At 58.6% G+C, this 16,510-nt stretch carries 17 protein-coding genes; 10 read left to right on the top strand and 7 right to left on the bottom strand.

Annotated features, from left to right (window positions below; translation table 11 throughout):
* Nucleotides 1–5: 5 nt before the first annotated feature.
* From V7676_RS14505 to V7676_RS14470, 8 genes are read left to right on the top strand one after another with little or no spacing between them, the layout of a single operon-like run.
* Nucleotides 6–944 carry an acetaldehyde dehydrogenase (acetylating) gene (locus V7676_RS14505; RefSeq protein WP_335660423.1) on the top strand — a complete coding sequence of 313 codons (939 nt, stop codon included), beginning with the start codon at nucleotides 6–8 and terminating at the stop codon, nucleotides 942–944.
* Entirely contained in the window at nucleotides 941–1,972 is a 1,032-nt protein-coding gene (gene dmpG / locus V7676_RS14500) for a 4-hydroxy-2-oxovalerate aldolase (RefSeq protein ID WP_100093378.1), read from the top strand. The genes V7676_RS14505 and dmpG overlap by 4 nt, the downstream gene beginning before the upstream one ends.
* 9 nt (nucleotides 1,973–1,981) lie before the next feature.
* Nucleotides 1,982–2,752 (top strand): 2-keto-4-pentenoate hydratase, encoded by a 771-nt coding sequence (locus V7676_RS14495; protein ID WP_335660422.1) that lies wholly within the window; start codon nucleotides 1,982–1,984, stop codon nucleotides 2,750–2,752.
* Nucleotides 2,753–2,965: a 2-hydroxymuconate tautomerase gene (locus V7676_RS14490; RefSeq protein WP_335660404.1), complete on the top strand. Its 213-nt coding sequence runs from the start codon at nucleotides 2,753–2,755 to the stop codon at nucleotides 2,963–2,965.
* A gap of 4 nt (nucleotides 2,966–2,969) precedes the next feature.
* On the top strand, nucleotides 2,970–3,245 hold the full coding sequence (locus V7676_RS14485) for a 2Fe-2S iron-sulfur cluster-binding protein (RefSeq protein ID WP_335660403.1): 276 nt from the start codon (nucleotides 2,970–2,972) through the stop codon (nucleotides 3,243–3,245).
* 21 nt (nucleotides 3,246–3,266) lie between these two features.
* Nucleotides 3,267–4,766 (top strand): aldehyde dehydrogenase family protein, encoded by a 1,500-nt coding sequence (locus V7676_RS14480; RefSeq protein WP_335660402.1) that lies wholly within the window; start codon nucleotides 3,267–3,269, stop codon nucleotides 4,764–4,766.
* Nucleotides 4,767–4,805: 39 nt separating this feature from the next.
* Nucleotides 4,806–5,606: a 3-(cis-5,6-dihydroxycyclohexa-1,3-dien-1-yl)propanoate dehydrogenase gene (gene hcaB, locus V7676_RS14475; protein ID WP_335660401.1), complete on the top strand. Its 801-nt coding sequence runs from the start codon at nucleotides 4,806–4,808 to the stop codon at nucleotides 5,604–5,606.
* Between the two features lie 58 nt (nucleotides 5,607–5,664).
* The gene (locus tag V7676_RS14470; RefSeq protein WP_100093384.1) at nucleotides 5,665–6,045 is read left to right on the top strand and encodes a hypothetical protein; all 381 of its coding nucleotides are present in this window, start codon (nucleotides 5,665–5,667) and stop codon (nucleotides 6,043–6,045) included.
* A gap of 95 nt (nucleotides 6,046–6,140) precedes the next feature.
* On the opposite strand, the gene V7676_RS14465 is transcribed toward V7676_RS14470, so the two are convergent.
* The 6 genes from V7676_RS14465 to V7676_RS14440 all read right to left on the bottom strand — a co-directional run bounded on the left by V7676_RS14465 (nucleotide 6,141) and on the right by V7676_RS14440 (nucleotide 12,362).
* Nucleotides 6,141–7,145, bottom strand: a complete 1,005-nt coding sequence (locus tag V7676_RS14465) for a 2Fe-2S iron-sulfur cluster binding domain-containing protein (protein WP_335660400.1) — start codon at nucleotides 7,143–7,145, stop codon at nucleotides 6,141–6,143.
* Between the two features lie 138 nt (nucleotides 7,146–7,283).
* A complete protein-coding gene (locus tag V7676_RS14460) occupies nucleotides 7,284–8,393 on the bottom strand; it encodes an alkane 1-monooxygenase (protein WP_100093386.1) in 1,110 nt (369 codons plus the stop codon).
* Nucleotides 8,394–8,534: 141 nt separating this feature from the next.
* Nucleotides 8,535–9,086 (bottom strand): 3-phenylpropionate/cinnamic acid dioxygenase subunit beta, encoded by a 552-nt coding sequence (locus tag V7676_RS14455; RefSeq protein ID WP_100093387.1) that lies wholly within the window; start codon nucleotides 9,084–9,086, stop codon nucleotides 8,535–8,537.
* Nucleotides 9,087–9,100: 14 nt separating this feature from the next.
* On the bottom strand, nucleotides 9,101–10,471 hold the full coding sequence (locus V7676_RS14450) for an aromatic ring-hydroxylating dioxygenase subunit alpha (RefSeq protein WP_335660399.1): 1,371 nt from the start codon (nucleotides 10,469–10,471) through the stop codon (nucleotides 9,101–9,103).
* A 21-nt stretch (nucleotides 10,472–10,492) separates the two neighbouring features.
* Complete coding sequence (locus V7676_RS14445) at nucleotides 10,493–11,020, bottom strand: aromatic-ring-hydroxylating dioxygenase subunit beta (RefSeq protein WP_100093389.1); 528 nt, start codon at nucleotides 11,018–11,020, stop codon at nucleotides 10,493–10,495.
* Entirely contained in the window at nucleotides 11,013–12,362 is a 1,350-nt protein-coding gene (locus tag V7676_RS14440; RefSeq protein ID WP_100093390.1) for an aromatic ring-hydroxylating oxygenase subunit alpha, read from the bottom strand. The genes V7676_RS14445 and V7676_RS14440 overlap by 8 nt, the downstream gene beginning before the upstream one ends.
* A gap of 211 nt (nucleotides 12,363–12,573) precedes the next feature.
* Here V7676_RS14440 and V7676_RS14435 point away from each other — a divergent pair, with 211 nt between their 5' ends.
* Nucleotides 12,574–14,214, top strand: coding sequence for a sigma-54-dependent Fis family transcriptional regulator (locus V7676_RS14435; RefSeq protein WP_100093391.1), 1,641 nt, complete (start codon nucleotides 12,574–12,576; stop codon nucleotides 14,212–14,214).
* A 111-nt stretch (nucleotides 14,215–14,325) separates the two neighbouring features.
* Complete coding sequence (locus V7676_RS14430; protein WP_100093392.1) at nucleotides 14,326–15,552, top strand: NAD(P)/FAD-dependent oxidoreductase; 1,227 nt, start codon at nucleotides 14,326–14,328, stop codon at nucleotides 15,550–15,552.
* A gap of 27 nt (nucleotides 15,553–15,579) precedes the next feature.
* Here V7676_RS14430 and V7676_RS14425 read toward each other — a convergent pair whose 3' ends face one another.
* Nucleotides 15,580–16,365: a 1,6-dihydroxycyclohexa-2,4-diene-1-carboxylate dehydrogenase gene (locus V7676_RS14425; RefSeq protein ID WP_100093393.1), complete on the bottom strand. Its 786-nt coding sequence runs from the start codon at nucleotides 16,363–16,365 to the stop codon at nucleotides 15,580–15,582.
* Nucleotides 16,366–16,510: the final 145 nt, after the last annotated feature.

The following is a 16,510-nucleotide window of genomic DNA, read 5'->3' as shown; positions in this document are numbered from 1 at the left end:
AACCTATGGCTAAAATGAAATGTGCGATTATCGGCTCAGGCAATATCGGCACTGACCTGATGATCAAATTGCTCAAGGGTTCGGACGTGCTCGAACTCGCCGTAGTAGTCGGCATTGATCCGGCATCCGAGGGACTGGCGATGGCCCGCGAACGCGGGGTGACGACCACCCACGAGGGAATTGAGGGGCTGCGCAAGCTTCCGGCCTATTCGGAGATCGGAATCGTCTTTGATGCGACCTCGGCTTACGCCCACAAGGCGCATGATGCCGCGCTGCAGCAGGACGGCAAGCTGGTAGTTGACCTGACGCCCGCAGCCTTGGGGCCGTTTTTCGTGCCTCCGGTCGATAATGCGCTCGACGATCAAATCCGCAATGTGAACATGGTCACCTGCGGAGGTCAGGCGACCATCCCGATCGTCGCAGCGGTATCGCGCGTGACCCCGGTCCATTATGCAGAGATTGTCGCATCGGTTTCATCACGCTCTGCTGGACCGGGAACCCGCGCCAATATCGACGAATTCACCCGGACCACGGCCAAGGCGATCGAGATCGTCGGCGGTGCGGGCCGCGGGCGCGCGATCATCATTCTCAATCCGGCTGAGCCGCCGATGATCATGCGCGACACGATCTTCACGCTGACCGACCAGGTTGACGAGGACAGGATCCGCCAGTCGGTGCAGGACATGGTGCAGACCGTCCAGTCCTATGTCCCCGGCTATCGCCTCAAGCAGGAGGTGCAGTTCGAACGGTTCGGCTCCAACCATCCGCTGAAAATTCCCGGCTATGGCGAATTCGTTGGTCTCAAGACCAGCGTTTTCCTCGAAGTAGAGGGAGCAGGCGATTACCTGCCCAAATATTCCGGCAATCTCGACATTATGACCGCCGCGGCCAAGGCGGCCGGCGAGCGGCTCGCGCAGCAAAACCTGGCAAAGGTGGCAGCATGACCTTCAATCCCAAAACCGACAAGCTCTACATCCAGGATGTTACCCTGCGTGATGGGATGCACGCGATTCTTCACATGTACGGCACAGACAGCGTCCGCACGATCGCCAAAGCCCTGGACGATGCCGGTGTCGACGCCATCGAAGTGTCGCACGGCGATGGCCTCAACGGCACGTCATTCAATTATGGCTTTGGCTCTCACACCGACTGGGAATGGATCGAGGCGGCAGCCGACGTGATCAAACGGGCGGTGCTGACCACGCTGCTGGTGCCTGGCATCGGCACTGTCGAAGAGCTTCGCCGTGCTTACGCATTGGGCGTTCGCTCGGTGCGGGTCGCGACCCATTGCACCGAGGCGGACGTTGCCAAGCAGCATATCGGTATCGCCCGCGACCTTGGTATGGATGTATCGGGCTTTCTGATGATGAGCCACATGATCGACGCCGAGGCGCTGGCCCAGCAGGCCTTGCTGATGGAAAGCTACGGCGCGCACTGCGTTTATGTGACCGACAGCGGCGGCGCGCTCGACATGGACGGTGTGCGCGAGCGGCTGCGGGCCTACGACCGTGTGCTCAAGCCGGAAACCCAGCGCGGCATGCATGCCCACCACAACTTGTCGCTCGGCGTCGCGAATTCGATCGTTGCCGCCCAGGAAGGGGCGGTACGGATCGACGCCAGCCTCGCGGGGATGGGCGCGGGGGCGGGCAATGCTCCGCTCGAAGTGTTCGTAGCTGCGGCCGACCGAAAGGGCTGGAACCATGGATGCGACGTGATGGCGCTGATGGACGCAGCGGAAGATCTGGTCCGTCCGCTTCAGGATCGCCCGGTGCGGGTCGACCGCGAGACTCTGAGCCTGGGTTATGCCGGCGTTTATTCAAGCTTCCTTCGTCACGCGGAAAAGGCCGCCGAACAATACGGTCTCGACACCCGCGAAATTCTGATCGAACTGGGTAAACGGCGCATGGTTGGCGGGCAGGAAGACATGATTGTCGATGTTGCGCTCGATCTCGTTTCCGCCCGGGCGGCATAGGCGATGGCAATGGACAAGTTTGAACGATACGCGGAAATTCTGGACAGCGCGGCGCTTCATGCGCGCGCAACGCCCCAGCTCACGCATACCGACCCCGATCTGAGCGTGGCGGATGCCTATCTGGTCCAGAAGCTGTCGGTCGATCACCGCCTCGGCCGCGGGGAACGCCGAATTGGAGTCAAGATGGGTCTGACGAGCCGGGCCAAGATGCTGCAGGTGGGTGTTGATGAAGTTGCTTGGGGCCGGCTAACCGATGCCATGTTGATCGAAGAAGGCACGGCGATGTCATATGCGCGGTTTGTGCACCCGCGGGTTGAACCAGAAGTAGCCTTTTTGATGAAGGCACCCCTGGCGGGCAAGGTCACGGCGGCAGCAGCGCTGGCGGCAGTCGAGGCGATCGCTCCCGCAATGGAGATCATCGACAGCAGGTATGAGAACTTCAAGTTCGCGCTGTCCGATGTTATCGCTGACAACACCTCATCGTCCGGCCTGGTAATCGGTTCCTGGAACGATCCGACTATGGATTTTTCCAATCTTGGCGTAATCCTCGAAATCGACGGGCAAGTAACGCAGGTTGGCTCGACCGCAGCCATTCTTGGACATCCGCTGCGTTCGCTGGTGGCGGCAGCGCGGTTGGTCGCCGAGGCGGGCGAAGAGATTTCCGCTGGCGATATTGTGATGGCCGGCGGAATAACCGCTGCGCCTAATCTGGCGCCTAGTCAAACCGTCCGTACGAGCATCCAGGGGCTTGGTGCCGTAATGTTTCAGGTGGAGGCGTAAATGCCAATCATCGAGGTCAACATGCTCGAGGGTAGACCCCCGGATGCCAAGGAGCGGTTGATCCAGGCTCTGACCGATGCCGCGGTCACGTCGATCGGTGCTCCCCGAGATTCGGTGCGGATCATCTTGCGCGAGATGCCGAGCGGCCATTTCGCGGTGGGCGGACAATCCTTTGCGGCTAAGGCGGCAGCAAAGGCAGCAAAGAAGGAATAATGTGATGATCGGACCACACCGGATCCAGATCGTCGGCGGCGGGGAATTCAGTTGCGGTGAGGGCGAGCGTGTCTTGCTCGCCATGGAACGAGGCGGATCGAGCGATATCGGTGTTGGTTGCCGGGGCGGCGGGTGCGGAATTTGTAGAATCAGGGTTGTCGATGGTGATTACCGGACCGGCAAGATGAGCACGGCGAAGATTTCGGAGACAGAACGGGAAGCGGGCTTTGCCCTCGCTTGCAGAGTGTTTCCGGTGAGCGACCTTTTGATCGAAATTTGATGAAGTCTAAGGAGAGATGCAATGGCTACACATTTGAAAAGTGATACCAACGAATACGGAATCAAGACCGAATACGGTCACTTTATCGGCGGCGAATGGATTTCCAGTGATAGCGGAAAGACGATCGATCTGATTAATCCTGCCACCGGGGCAGTGCTGACCAAGATTCAGGCTGGCAACGCGAAAGATATCCAGCGTGCGGTGGCCGCTGCCAAGGCTGCCTTCCCCAAGTGGTCCGAAAGCTCGCCTGCCGAACGTCAGGAAATTTTGATTGAGGTCGCCCGCCGGCTTAAGGCGAGGCATCAGCATTATGCGACTCTCGAGACGCTAAACAACGGCAAGCCGATCCGCGAATCGATGCATTTCGACATGCCGCAGGCAATTGGTCAGTTCGAACTGTTCGCGGGGGCCGCTTACGGCCTGCATGGCCAGACTATGGATTATCCCGATGCCGTCGGCATCGTTCACCGCGAGCCGCTGGGGGTCTGCGCGCAGATTATCCCGTGGAACGTGCCGATGCTGATGATGGCCTGCAAGATCGCGCCAGCCCTCGCTTCGGGTAACACTGTTGTGCTTAAACCTGCGGAGACGGTCTGCCTTTCGGTGATCGAATTCTTCGTGGAAATGGCCGATCTTCTGCCCCCCGGCGTGATCAACGTGGTCACTGGCTACGGTGCCGACGTCGGTGAGGCGCTTGTGACCCACGAGGACGTTCGAAAGGTCGCCTTCACCGGCTCGGTGGCGACTGCCCGCCGGATCATGCAATACGCTTCCACCAATATCATCCCGCAGACGCTCGAACTGGGCGGTAAGTCTGCGCACATCGTCTGTGCCGATGCCGATATTGACGCTGCGGTGGAAAGCGCCACCATGTCAACTGTCCTGAACAAGGGCGAGGTTTGCCTCGCCGGTTCGCGACTGTTCCTGCATGAAGCGATCCAGGAGGAGTTCCTTGCCAAGTTCAAGGTCGCGCTCGAAGGCATTCGCCAAGGCGACCCGCTCGACTTCGCCACTCAACTCGGTGCGCAGGCGTCAAAGATGCAGATGGACAAGGTCGTAAGCTACCTCGAACTGGCGACTGAAGAAGGGGCCACCGTTCTGACCGGCGGCAGCCGTAACGACAATCTTGCCGATGGGCACTTCATCAGCCCGACGGTCTTTACCAACGTCAACAACTCGATGCGTATCGCACGTGAAGAGATTTTTGGCCCGGTCACCAGCGTGATCAGTTGGAAGGACGAGGATGATATGATGAAAGCGGCAAACGACACGACCTACGGGCTTGCCGGTGGTGTCTGGACTCGCGACCTTGCGCGCGCGCATCGTATTGCCCGCAAGCTCGAAACCGGCACGGTGTGGATCAACCGCTACTATAATCTCAAGGCTAACATGCCGCTCGGCGGTTACAAGCAGAGCGGGTTCGGCCGCGAATTCAGCCATGAAGTGCTGAACCACTACACCCAAACCAAATCAGTCGTGGTCAACCTGCAAGAAGGTCGCACCGGCATGTTTGATCAGTAATTTTGAAATGGACGACAATCGGTGAAGGAGGAGAGAAAATTGTCTAAAAGGCTTGATGGACAGGTGGCGCTACTGACAGGTGGCGCCACCGGGATCGGTGCGGCGATTGTCGCGCGCTATATCGAAGAAGGTGCCAAGGTCGGCGTGCTCGTCAAGGACGCGGAACAGGCAGAACTGGTTCGTTCGCGGCATGGGCACAGCGTCATCGCGGTGACAGGAGACGTGCGCTCCTACGCAAACAATGCCCGCGCGGTGACGGAAACCGTGGCGGCTTTCGGCAAGCTCGATGTGTTTGTCGGAAACGTTGGCATCTGGGATTTCATGGTCCCGCTCGAACAGCAGGAGCCTGAACAGCTAGGCAAGGTCTTTGACGAAATCTTCGATGTCAACCTGAAGGCCTATTTTCTTGGTGCTCACGCAGCTATCCCTGAACTCAGGAAGGTCAAGGGGAGTATTATTTTCACAGCCTCGACCTCTAGTTATTATACTGGAGGCGGCGGTACTCTGTACGTCGCTTCCAAACACGCTGTGGTCGGGCTGATAAAACAGCTGGCTTGGGAACTGGCACCGGACATCAGAGTCAATGGCGTTGCGCCTGGAGGGACACGGACCCCGCTCAGCGGCACCCAGACCGGTGGCTTTTCAGAGACAAAGATGGAACAGATGCCCGGGCTTGACGATCTGATTTCCAGCATGACCCCGCTTGGACGGATCGCCGAACCTGCTGATCATGCGGGTCTCTACGCCCTTTTGGCTTCGCGGCGGGACTCTTCGTACATGACCGGAACGGTGCTTTTGAGCGATGGCGGTATCGGAATCGGCAAACGTCCGGACGGGTGAACACTCTGCACAGAGCTAGGGTCGTTAGAATCAAGCACACGACAAAAGGAGAGATGCCATGGCTGAGAAATTTCCATTTTCCGACTTGCTCGTCATTTCGGGAGTCATTGGAGCCGCGCGGTGGAAACCGACGCACTTCGGGCCGGCCGTCGCTCCTCCCCAACTAGCCGAATTCGGCGGCAATCTCACAAGAGATCGTGCGGAACGGATGATGGCTCACGCCGAAGCCGGGGGGCTCGCAATTTACGGGATCGGCCAGCTGAGCTACCATCGTGCGCCGGTCGACAAGACAGTCGTCTATCCGATCGACGCCTTTTACGCGCATGGTCAGTACACGTCGGTTATTGCTACCTTGAACCGCGTTGCAGTTCTGCTCGACAACACCGAAAAGGTGGATATCCAGGAAATGGTTGGCAAGATGATCCGGGTCGATAACTGACTCGGCGGCGGTGTATCACTGTCTAGGGCCCGGCTTGGCATTGTTGCCCTGGGTGCAAGACCGCGCTTGGCGCAAAGGCCATTTTGTCTCTGCGGTTACCGCGCGCTGCTGCGATCGAGGAAACGATCTGCAGAGATCGTATCGCGAGACACGCCGGCTTTGAGTAACTCTTCTTCGGCGAGGTCGACCATCGCGGGCGGACCGCACAGATAGGCCTCGCATAGCGCCTTATCCAGTAGTCCGGCGATCTGCTGCGTCACCAGCCCACGTGCGCCATCCCAGGCGCTATCAGGAGCCTCTTCGGACAGGACCGGTCTAAATTCGAACGGCCCATTCCAGGCGGCTTTGAGTTCGCCGATTCCATCGAGGCAATAAAGATGTGCCTGGCTCCTTGCGCCATATAACAGGACAACCGGCCGATTCGCGCCGTTCGCAAGAGCTTCCTGCAAGATGGCCATGATCGGCGCGAGGCCGCTACCTCCAGCGATGCAGAGCATTGGCGCGGTGCTCGTCTTGAGGTGGAACTCGCCATAGGGAGCTGACACCATCAACTGCGTTCCGATACGCTCACCTCCGAACAGCCAGTCGGTGAAAGTGCCTCCCGGAACATGGCGGACATGGAACTGCAACTGCCGGGCCGGCCCGGCCTTGGGTGCGAAAGCGAAGGAATAGCTGCGTGGACCGTCGATGCCGGGCGCGCTCAGATCGGCGTACTGGCCAGGGGTAAAGGAAAGCGGCCGGTCAAGCTCGACAATGAGATTGATTATATCCGGACAAAGCCGAGGGGACGCGACGATCGTCGCGGAATAATTTTCGACAGTTTGCTGACTCAACAGGGGAGCGTCGAGCGCAATAGTCAGGTCCGACCGTGGTAACGCTTGGCAAGCAAGCCTGTACCCGGCCGACAGGTCGTCGCGTTCCAGAGCCAATGCAGATGGACTGAGTTCGCGTATCCTACCGTCCACAAGCTTGAATTTGCAGGTTCCACACGAGCCGACTTTACAATCGTGAGGCATCGCCAGTCCTTCGGCGAGCATTGCTTCGAGCAGGGTCTTGTCTCGGGCGACCAGCAACGTCCGAGCTTCGGATGCCAAGGTCACCTTGTTAAGCTCGGGTTTTTTCAGGAAGGAGAACATGAAGGCGACCTACTGTGCTGGATTGAGGGTGAAAAGAAAAGTGAGCGTCATCCTTAGGGGATGACGCTCAGGTGGCATGAAGACGATCGGAGGGATTCATCTTCATGCAGGTGGACTGTCGAGCCACTGCGGCCAGCCTGCCAACGCGTTGGCCGCTCGTGCCAGTTTCCGCTCGCTGGGCGATGCAAACCTCAGGTCCCAATCTTTCAGGCGCGGCTGGGCAATGAACCTGTGCCAAACCGGCGGGACCATTCCGCACAGGAAGCACAAGAACAATGACGGCATCTGCGGTGCCTCGGGCTCGGGTTGTAGCTCGTAGAAAGGGGTGTGCCCGTCGAGGTGGTGGTTGATGTGATTGGTAATCTCCACCCCGATCGGACGCACGATCATGCCAAGATGGTTCCAGGCGTGATGCTTGGCGATCGGCTCGCCCTCGATCCGCAGCAAGCCGTAATGCTGAAAGTAATTGAAGCCTTCGACCAGCATCTTGGCAAAAAACATCGCCGCGACCGTCACCAGGCCGGCAATAGGGCCAGCGAGAACGGTCATCACTGCGATGATTGCGCCAACCAGCACCAGTTGTAACCACATGGCATTGCGCCAGCTACCCTTCGAATGACCCAGACGTGAGAGGATCTCGGCCTGCTTTTCCCAAGTGTCCTTGTACGAGCCCCACGTCGCCGAAAGCACGAAGCTGTAGATCGTCTGCCCTCGCAATGGCGTGTCGCTATCCTTGCCCGTGTCGAGGTGGACATGATGGGTGACAATGTGCGCAATATCGCGATTGGGGTCGCCATAGAAGGCGCTTAACCCCTTTGCGACAGCGCGCGGAAACCAATGCCGACGATGCATCAGCTCGTGTGCGACGGGCAGGGTCGGAACCGCAGAAAGCCAAGCAAGGCTGGCGATTGATCCCGCAATCTGCCAACCCGCCGCTTGACCGTCTAAAATCGGATCTGTGCCGGAGTTTACCGAGTTGGCGAAAGCCAGATAGAGCCCGATCAGCAGAGGTAGCTGCAGATAGATCGCAAAATTGGCGGCGAACGAAATGCCGCGCGCGCGCATTTTTCTGTCACTCGGTAGTGCAATGTCGAGCAGTAGCAGCACAGGGAAGGTGCCAAAGCCGAGCCAGACAAACTCGCCGCCAAGGACAAAGCCAACAACACCCGTCAAGGTCATCGCGGGCACAAGATAATATCGAAGTGCGTCCATTTTTCGTCTCCGATCCGACCGGTCCGCAGGCTTGCGGGGACCGGTTAAAATTAGTGTTCGCCCGTAGGAATGCCTCCGACGGAAAAAGCATGGGTAGCGACGCGAATTGCGACTGCATTCGGATTTCACGCCCCCGCAAGCCTAAAGGAAGATGTTCAAGTTTTTACTGGGCAGAACGTTATGCTTGAGTACGATCCGCCGATTGACCAACTGATATGCATCTCCTGCTTCGCGCCAGATATCGACACGGCTGCCGATGAGTGAATCTTCCTCACGCTCATTGCGATTCCGATATGCATAGAAGTTGGAAAAAACGCGGTGTTCGTCTGGCTTTTCAGTCAACTCTACCTCGACGTTCGTGATGATGTGCGTGTATCGGGTGGCTGGATCCTCGGACCAGGCCGTACCGGTTTCCAGCCGCGAAAGCCGTTTCTTGATTTCGGTCAGGTTGTCGTTGTAATAGGCCATCCGGGTCAGATCGTTGACTTGGTCCGTCGTGTCGCGGCGATAGCGCGTTTCGATGCCAGGCATGTGGTAAAGCAAGTCGTCGGCCAGCATCTTGACCCAATCGACATATTTCTCGTCGTCGAGCATGCGCGCTTCGCGATAGACCGTCTGGGTCAAGGCATGCGTCAGCTCGAGCGAGGCGCTATGGCCAATCTGCGGGCGTTCCATTGTAGCGGTCTGTGTCATTGGTTGATCCTTTTTCAGAGCGCGAACAAGCCGGGGAGGTCGCGTGTATCACCAACGCCGGTCAGGCGCGGTTCCGGGCGGTTCGGCATTGCTCCCAGTTTGTCGTTTTCCATCATGTCCAGCCACCGCTGGTAAAAGCCGCGCTGGTTGGCGTCATTATACTGGCCGCGGTAGACGATACCCGGCAGGGTATCGTGCTCGATCTGGCGTGATATGCCGCAGCGGTAGTGCAGGCGTTCGTGGCGGGTAACCACCCCACGGTTGACGGTGGTGCAGTTGCTCCAGTTTTCCCCATCGTCCATCTCGAACGTGCCCCCGGGGCCGAATGTCTGCATGACCCCCTTGGTGATCTCATCCTTGATATCATCGGGCATCGCTTTGTTGACGATCACCCAGGTCTTGAGCTCGAACTCCATCGGACCTTTGGGCTGCCACTGCCGGAAGGTGGAAATACCAGGCAAGAACGACACGTTGGGGAAAATAGAGGCGGAGGCGACCGATCCGAATATCTTGGAGCGCATCTCGCCCAGCCGTTGCGCCATCTGGGGACGGATCTTTTCATAGTATTCGAGAACTTTCGGTCGGCCCAAAAGGAAGAGGTCGCCGACTCCTTCGGTGCCGAACTCCCATCCGTGGCCGTTAACGCTAGCATGGTATGAATTTTCCATGTCGATAGGCGGGAAGGGCTCACCGTTGTTCATCGAACGGCAGCCGGAATCGTGGGTCCAGCCGGCATGATACGCATCGCCGACGAAGTTCTCGACACCGAACTTCCAGTTGGCGTTCATCACTGACTTGATACAGCCGCCGATCAGTTCAGTGCCGCCATCCTCATTGTCAAGCAACATGTCGAGGTACCAGCGAAAGTCGCCCAACCATGCATCGAGACTGGGACCATCATCGGCAAATGTCGCAAAGACAAGGCCCTTGTAACTGCCAACCCTGGAAACCTGCTTCAGGCCGTTTTTCTGTCGATCGATATCGTTATCGTCGTAGCAATATTCCTCATGCATGCCTTTCAGTTCACCGCCGGTATCAAAGGCCCAGCCGTGATAATTGCAGACAAACCGGCGGGTGTTTCCGGCATCGGCAAAGCATACCTTGTTGCCGCGATGAGGACAGGAGTTGAGAAATACCTTGATTGAGCCATCGGGTTGGCGCGCGACGATAACTGCATCCTCGCCCATATGGGTGGTCAGAAAATCGCCAGCCTTGGGCAACTGGCTTTCGTGGGCAACGAACAGCCAAGACCGCGCGAAGATGCGGTAAAGTTCTTCCTCGTAGATCTCGGCGTCGCTGAAGATCCGGCGATCGAGCCAGCCTTCCTTGAGATCCATGTAACGTGAAAATTCCGGCTCCCGGCCGATCCGCTCAATTCGCATCATTTTTCTCCTAGTAATTTCATGTTAAAAAAACACGTTGATGTTGCTGTCAGGTAGCACCGCATGGTCAAGCGTGATGTTGCGCGCTAACAGATTCCAGCCATTCGCCCCGTTGCGCCACCGATCAGTGCGACCGGCAGTGAACACACGCGTGAGACCGTCGATGCGGTTGCGGTGAATGACGATTACCGAGTGCACGATCGCCTCGCTTTCGGTATCTACGGGCTCGACTTCGACGTTCGAAACCACGCGCCGCACGAAATTGGGCGGATCCTCGGCCCATACAAAACCGGAGCGCAGGCGATCTATCCTGAGTTTAAGGCGGGCAAGGTTCTCGTTGAAAATAACGCCCGTGCCGATTGCCGCTGGGGGCGACCGATCCGCCCGGAAGCGGCGCCGCTTGAGCTCCATCCGGTAAGTCACATCGTTGCATAACAGCGCCAGCCAATCCTCGAAGCGTTCGGCATCGAGCAGGCGCGCTTCGTGATACAGGCGTTGTGTGAGCGCGATGAGACTCTCGAACGGCACCGGAGCGACGCTCAGCTCAGGCATCGACTGTCTCCCGAGCGGCTAGCGGGTTGATGTTGTAGGTAGGAACCTGAGCCCAGCTGTCAGCCTGCATGTGCTCCTGCCATCGGCGGTAGAAATAACGCTGGTTGTGCTCGCTCACCAATCCGGCGGCGATGTCGCCGGGAAAGCCTTCGCGTGGTCCCGAACGGTTGAGAGCCATGTTGGTGAATACGTCCATTTGTGCCGTCCGCCAGCCACGGGACTGTTCGGTGCAGGCGGCAAGATTATCGCCATCGTCATTGTCAAACAGGCCCGCAAGCCCGAAGGTCAAGCACTGATTGTCCAGGATCGCCGCCTGTATCTCTTCGGGCATGTCGTTTTCCACCATCGCCCATGTCCATTGCTCGATCCGGCCCGAACCCTTGGGATGGTAGACCCGAAACCAGTTGAGGCCCGGCAGGAACTGGAGATTGGGAAAGATCGTGATGTTGATTTGCGAACCCCAGAGCTGTTCACCGCGCAGATTGCCCAGCCGTTCGATAACCGTTGGGCGATTGGCCTCGAGATAGTCCAGCATGGTCTTCGGTTCGGGGTAAAAGGCGTAGCCCGAAACCCCGTCGAGCGAGGTCAGCGCCATGTGGCCGTTCATCCCGGCGACGGAAAGTCCGCCTTCGAGGTTGGCACTCGAATTGCCGACGCTGAGGCCGGACAGGTCCATGGACTGGACCGCCGTCATCGCCCCGGCATGCGCCCAGCCGAGATGATAGCCATCGCCGCAGACGTTCTCCACCGGCAGTTTCCAGTTGCTGCCCAGTTCCATCTTCTGGGTTTCGCCGAGCAGCGAAGTTCCGCCGGGCATCGCATCCAGCCAGACGTCGAGGAAGAACTTCGCATCGCCCAGATAATCTTCGAGCGAGGGCGCGTCGGGGTCAAAGCAGCCGAAAACGAGGCCCTTGTATTCGGCAACATGGGTTACTTGAACCAGGCCCAGCTTGCTGCGATCCAGCTCGCCAAAATAGGCCTCGTTTTCCAGCGGAACCCCGGCGAGCGACCCGTCCGGCGCGAACGACCAGCCATGGTAGTTGCAGGTAAAGGCCTTGGCATTGCCGCGGTCGGCGCGGCAAATGCGGTTCCCGCGGTGGGTGCAGCTGTTGAGGAACGCCTTGATTGATCCGTCTTTCTGGCGAATGACGATGACATCATCCTCGCCCATGAAGGTGCGGAAATAGTCACCGGCTTTGGGGATCTGGCTGGTGTGAACGAGGAAAAGCCAGCAGCGACCGAAAATGCGTTCGAGCTCCTGCTTGTAGAGTTCCTCGCTCGAGTAAATCGTCCGCGATTGCCGACCCGTTGCCGTATCGATCAGTTCGGAAACATCCGTCATTGCTCTCTCCACTCACTCGTTGCCGCTGGGTTTCGGTCAGCCTATCTTGAGTTACAGCTTTCCCATGCACAAAATGTGCCAGTTTCGAAAACCAGGCTGTTTCCATCATTATAACCAATAGCTCGTTGATTGACCTTTCTGCAGATTGACATATTTGTCATTTCTAGCGAGATAATATAGCGCTCGGTTCACATATTTGTTATGGTGCGGCATGAAACATCTTCCGGCCTATACCGACCTTACCAGCCGACTGCGGTTCTCGCCTGAGCAAGGACGCATCTGGCGTGACAGCGAACGCTGCGTATTGTTGAGCAATTCCGCACTGACCATGTTGCGCAACGAACTGGTCGTTCAACTGGGCCTTGTCAAAGCGCGTAGGCTGTTCTGGGAACTAGGCTTCGCAGAAGGCTCGCGTTGCGCGGTTGAAGCAAAACATTTGCGGCCCGGCAGCAGTTTCCTCGATGCCTTTGCGGTCGGACCACAAGCCCACGCAGTGACCGGGTTCGGCTGGACAGAAATCGAGACTTTGGAGACCGATACCGAGAACGGACATTTTGAAGGCCGGTTTCTGGTACACGATTCTATTGAAGCCGGGATCCATCTCGCCACCGAAGGCGTCCACACCGATCCGGTGTGCTGGCTGCAAACCGGTTTTGCCAGCGGTTTTGCGAGCACATTCGCAGGCCAGCCCATAATAATGCGCGAGATCGAGTGCCAAGGAATGGGCCATCCAGCCTGCCTGCTCCATGGCAAGCCGGAAGCGGAATGGCCGGGGCTGGACGATGCCGAAACGAATGCGGTTCCACTCGATCCGGCAGTGTCCAGGCACCAAGACAAACATTTCGTCGCAGGGGTATCGGCAGGGTTCAACGCAGTACGCAACCTGATCGAACGCACGGCACGAACGGATGCCAGCCTGTTGTTTCTTGGAGAGACGGGTGTCGGCAAGGAGGTGTTTGCCAAGCTGGCGCACCGGCTGAGCCTACGCAATGATGCGCCGTTCGTCGCGCTCAATTGCGCGGCCATTCCAGAAGGCCTCATCGAAGCCGAACTGTTCGGCGTGGCCAAGGGCGCTTTTACTGGAGCCGGGGCAGACCGGCCGGGACGTTTCGAACTCGCCGACGGCGGTACGCTCTTTCTCGACGAGATTTCGATGCTCTCGCCCCTAGCACAAAGCAAAGTCCTGCGGGCCATCCAGGAAGGCGAGTTCGAGCGTGTGGGTGACACCAGGACCATCCAGGTAAACGTCCGCCTGATCGCGGCGTCCAACGTCGATCTCGAGGCCGCTATGGACGAAGGGACCTTTCGTGCCGACTTGTACTTCCGCATTTCAACACTCCCTATAAGGGTTCCGCCACTGCGAGAGCGGCGTGAGGACATACCGGGATTTATGGAACACTTCCGCGCCAAATATGCCAAGCGTCACGGGCGGACCGTTGACGGCTTTACGGCACGAGCGATTAACGCGCTGCTAATGCACGATTACCCTGGTAACGTTAGGGAATTGGAGCGGATGGTTGAGCGCGCTGTGCTGCTGGCCGACGAATCTGGTGCTATCGATTTGCGCCACCTTTTCATCGGGTCTGACAGAATGCGCATTCGAAGCGGCATGACGCTGACCCATGATGGCCGCATCGACGAATCGGAGCCGAGGCAGGAAGAGCCGTCCCCGATTTGTCAGCTGGTTGGCTTGCTTCGCCAGAATGGCGAAACGCTCTCGACCATAGAAGATGCCATGGTGCGGGCTGCTGTTGAAGCCGCTGGCGGCAATGTTGCACAAGCGGCCCGAGACTTGGGGCTGACGCGTCGACAGCTCTCTTACAAGGTTGAGAAAATGCACGGTTGCGACTAGACCGTCGGGGCGTTGACTATTCTGCGATGCATTGTATAAATTGCAACACAGTGAGGTTTTCGCGCGGCAGAACCAAGGGCGGGACGGGGTCAGGAATTTGGGAGATGTAAAATGCGTTCAGTTGCTATCGTAGGGGCCAATCTCGCGGGTGGGCGAGCGGCGGAAGCGCTGCGGCAGGCAGGATTTGACGGCCGGGTCACCCTCATCGGTGAGGAGCCTTGGCGGCCCTACGAACGCCCGCCGCTGTCCAAGGAGTTCCTGTGGAATCCCGCCGAAGTGCCGGACAATTTTTTCCTGCAGGATGAGAACTGGTACTCCGACAACCGGATCGACCTGCTGCTCAACACCCGTGCCGAAGCGCTCGATTTGACTGCGGGCGGAGTGCGTCTGTCCGGGGGGCGAATGGTCGCCGCCGACAAGGTGCTGCTGGCGACTGGCGGACACGCTCGCAAGCTGAACTTGGCGGGAGCCGATTGCGCCAACGTCCATTATCTGCGCACCCGTGACGACGCCTCCAGAATGGCTCTCGACCTTCGCCCGGGCGCACGGGTGGTGATCGTTGGCATGGGCGTGATCGGAGCCGAAGTGGCTGCCAGCGCGATCAAGCTGGGCTGCGAAGTGACTGCCGTAGAACCGATGGCGGCTCCGATGGAACGGGCGCTGGGCAAGCGCTTCGGCCAATGGCTGGGCGAAGAGCACCGCAAGCGCGGGGTCAAGACCCATTTCAACCGGGGCGTAACGGGTTTCAAGTTCGCGGACGGCGGCGTATCCGCCGTCGAGATCGACGACGGCACCGTCATCCCCTGTGATGCCGTCGTCGTTGGCGTGGGGATCATTCCTGCAACCTCGCTTGCGGTCGATGCCGGGTTGACTGTAAACAATGGGATCGTCGTCGACCGTCGATGCCAGACCAGCAATCCGGCGGTATTTGCCGCCGGTGACGTGGCCGAACAGGACGGTTTTTTTGGCGGACGCTTCCGGCAGGAAACCTATCAGAACGCAGCCGACCAGGCCCAGGCTGCGGCATTGGCGATGCTTGGTCACGAAGTCGACTACTGCAAGCCTATGTGGTACTGGAGCGACCAGTTCGATCTGAACATCCAGTTCTGCGGACAAATTCCGGTGCAGGCCGAGGTTGTCCTTCGCGGCGATATCGAAAGCAACGCTTTCGTCGCTTTCTTTCTGTCCGGCGATACCATTGACGGTGTCCTGACAGTCAAACGCGCGCCCGATATGGGGATTGGCAAGCGGCTGGTCGAACGGCGGGTGAGCGCCAGCGCGGATCGGCTTGCTGATGCGAACGTGTCGTTGCGCGAGTTGCTCAAGCAGACTGCCTGATAGCGCGTGGGCGGCGCGGCAGCGGTCTTATCCAATGCCACCTCCCGCGACGAAGAGTGTCTGCCCGGTGACATACGACGCCTCCCGAGAGGCAAAAAAGCAGATCGCTGCGGCCAGTTCCTCGGGTTCGCCGAAGCGGGCCATCGGGGTGTCGCGCATGGTCTGCTCCATCACCCCAACAAAACCAGCCTTGACGGTTTCGCTCATCGGTGCAGGATCGCGCGGAGTGACCCGGGTAACGTTGACCCCGCCCGGCGCAACGCAGTTCACGCGCACGCCGCTGGCTTCCAGTTCCAGCGACAAGGCTGCGGTCAGTGCGGCAACCCCGCCTTTGGCGGCGGCATAGGGAACCCGGTTCACGCCGCGCGTGGCCACTGAACCGATATTGACGATTGAACCGCGACCGGCCGCGAGCATGTACGGCACCACCGTGTGGCAGCACCAAAGTGTCGGCCACAGCGAACGGTTGATTTCAGACACGATCTCGTTCGGGGTATATTCCCAGTAAGGTTTGGCCCAAATCGTGCCGCCTACGTTGTGGACTGCAACGTCGATCCGGCCGAAACGATCGGCCACCGTTCGATACAGTTCGACCGCTCCTTCGCATCTCTCGAGGTCGACGATGGCGGCGTGGACATCGGCACCACTTTCCCGCAGGCGATCGACCGCATCTTGCGTGGCTTGAGCCGCTCGATCAGCGACGATCACGGTCGCTCCTTCTTCAGCCATGCGCTGGGCCGTGGCCAGCCCGATACCCTGAGCTCCGCCTGTCACAACCGCGACTTGGTTTTCGAACCGTCTGGCTAAAGTCATGTTCAGTCTGCTCCTCCTTCTCGAACTCATGCAACGATAAGCAAGGTCGAATGACTGTCTTGTTTATACTCGCGCTTTATGGCATGCAAGGAAAAGCATTACACAATGTAAAACGTCTGGACGCTGCGGCAGCAATCACCGGACT

Origin of the sequence: Parasphingorhabdus sp., assembly GCF_036963805.1 — a bacterium.
In the GTDB taxonomy this organism is placed as follows: Bacteria; Pseudomonadota; Alphaproteobacteria; order Sphingomonadales; family Sphingomonadaceae; genus Parasphingorhabdus.
This window is presented reverse-complemented; position numbering and strand designations above follow the sequence as displayed.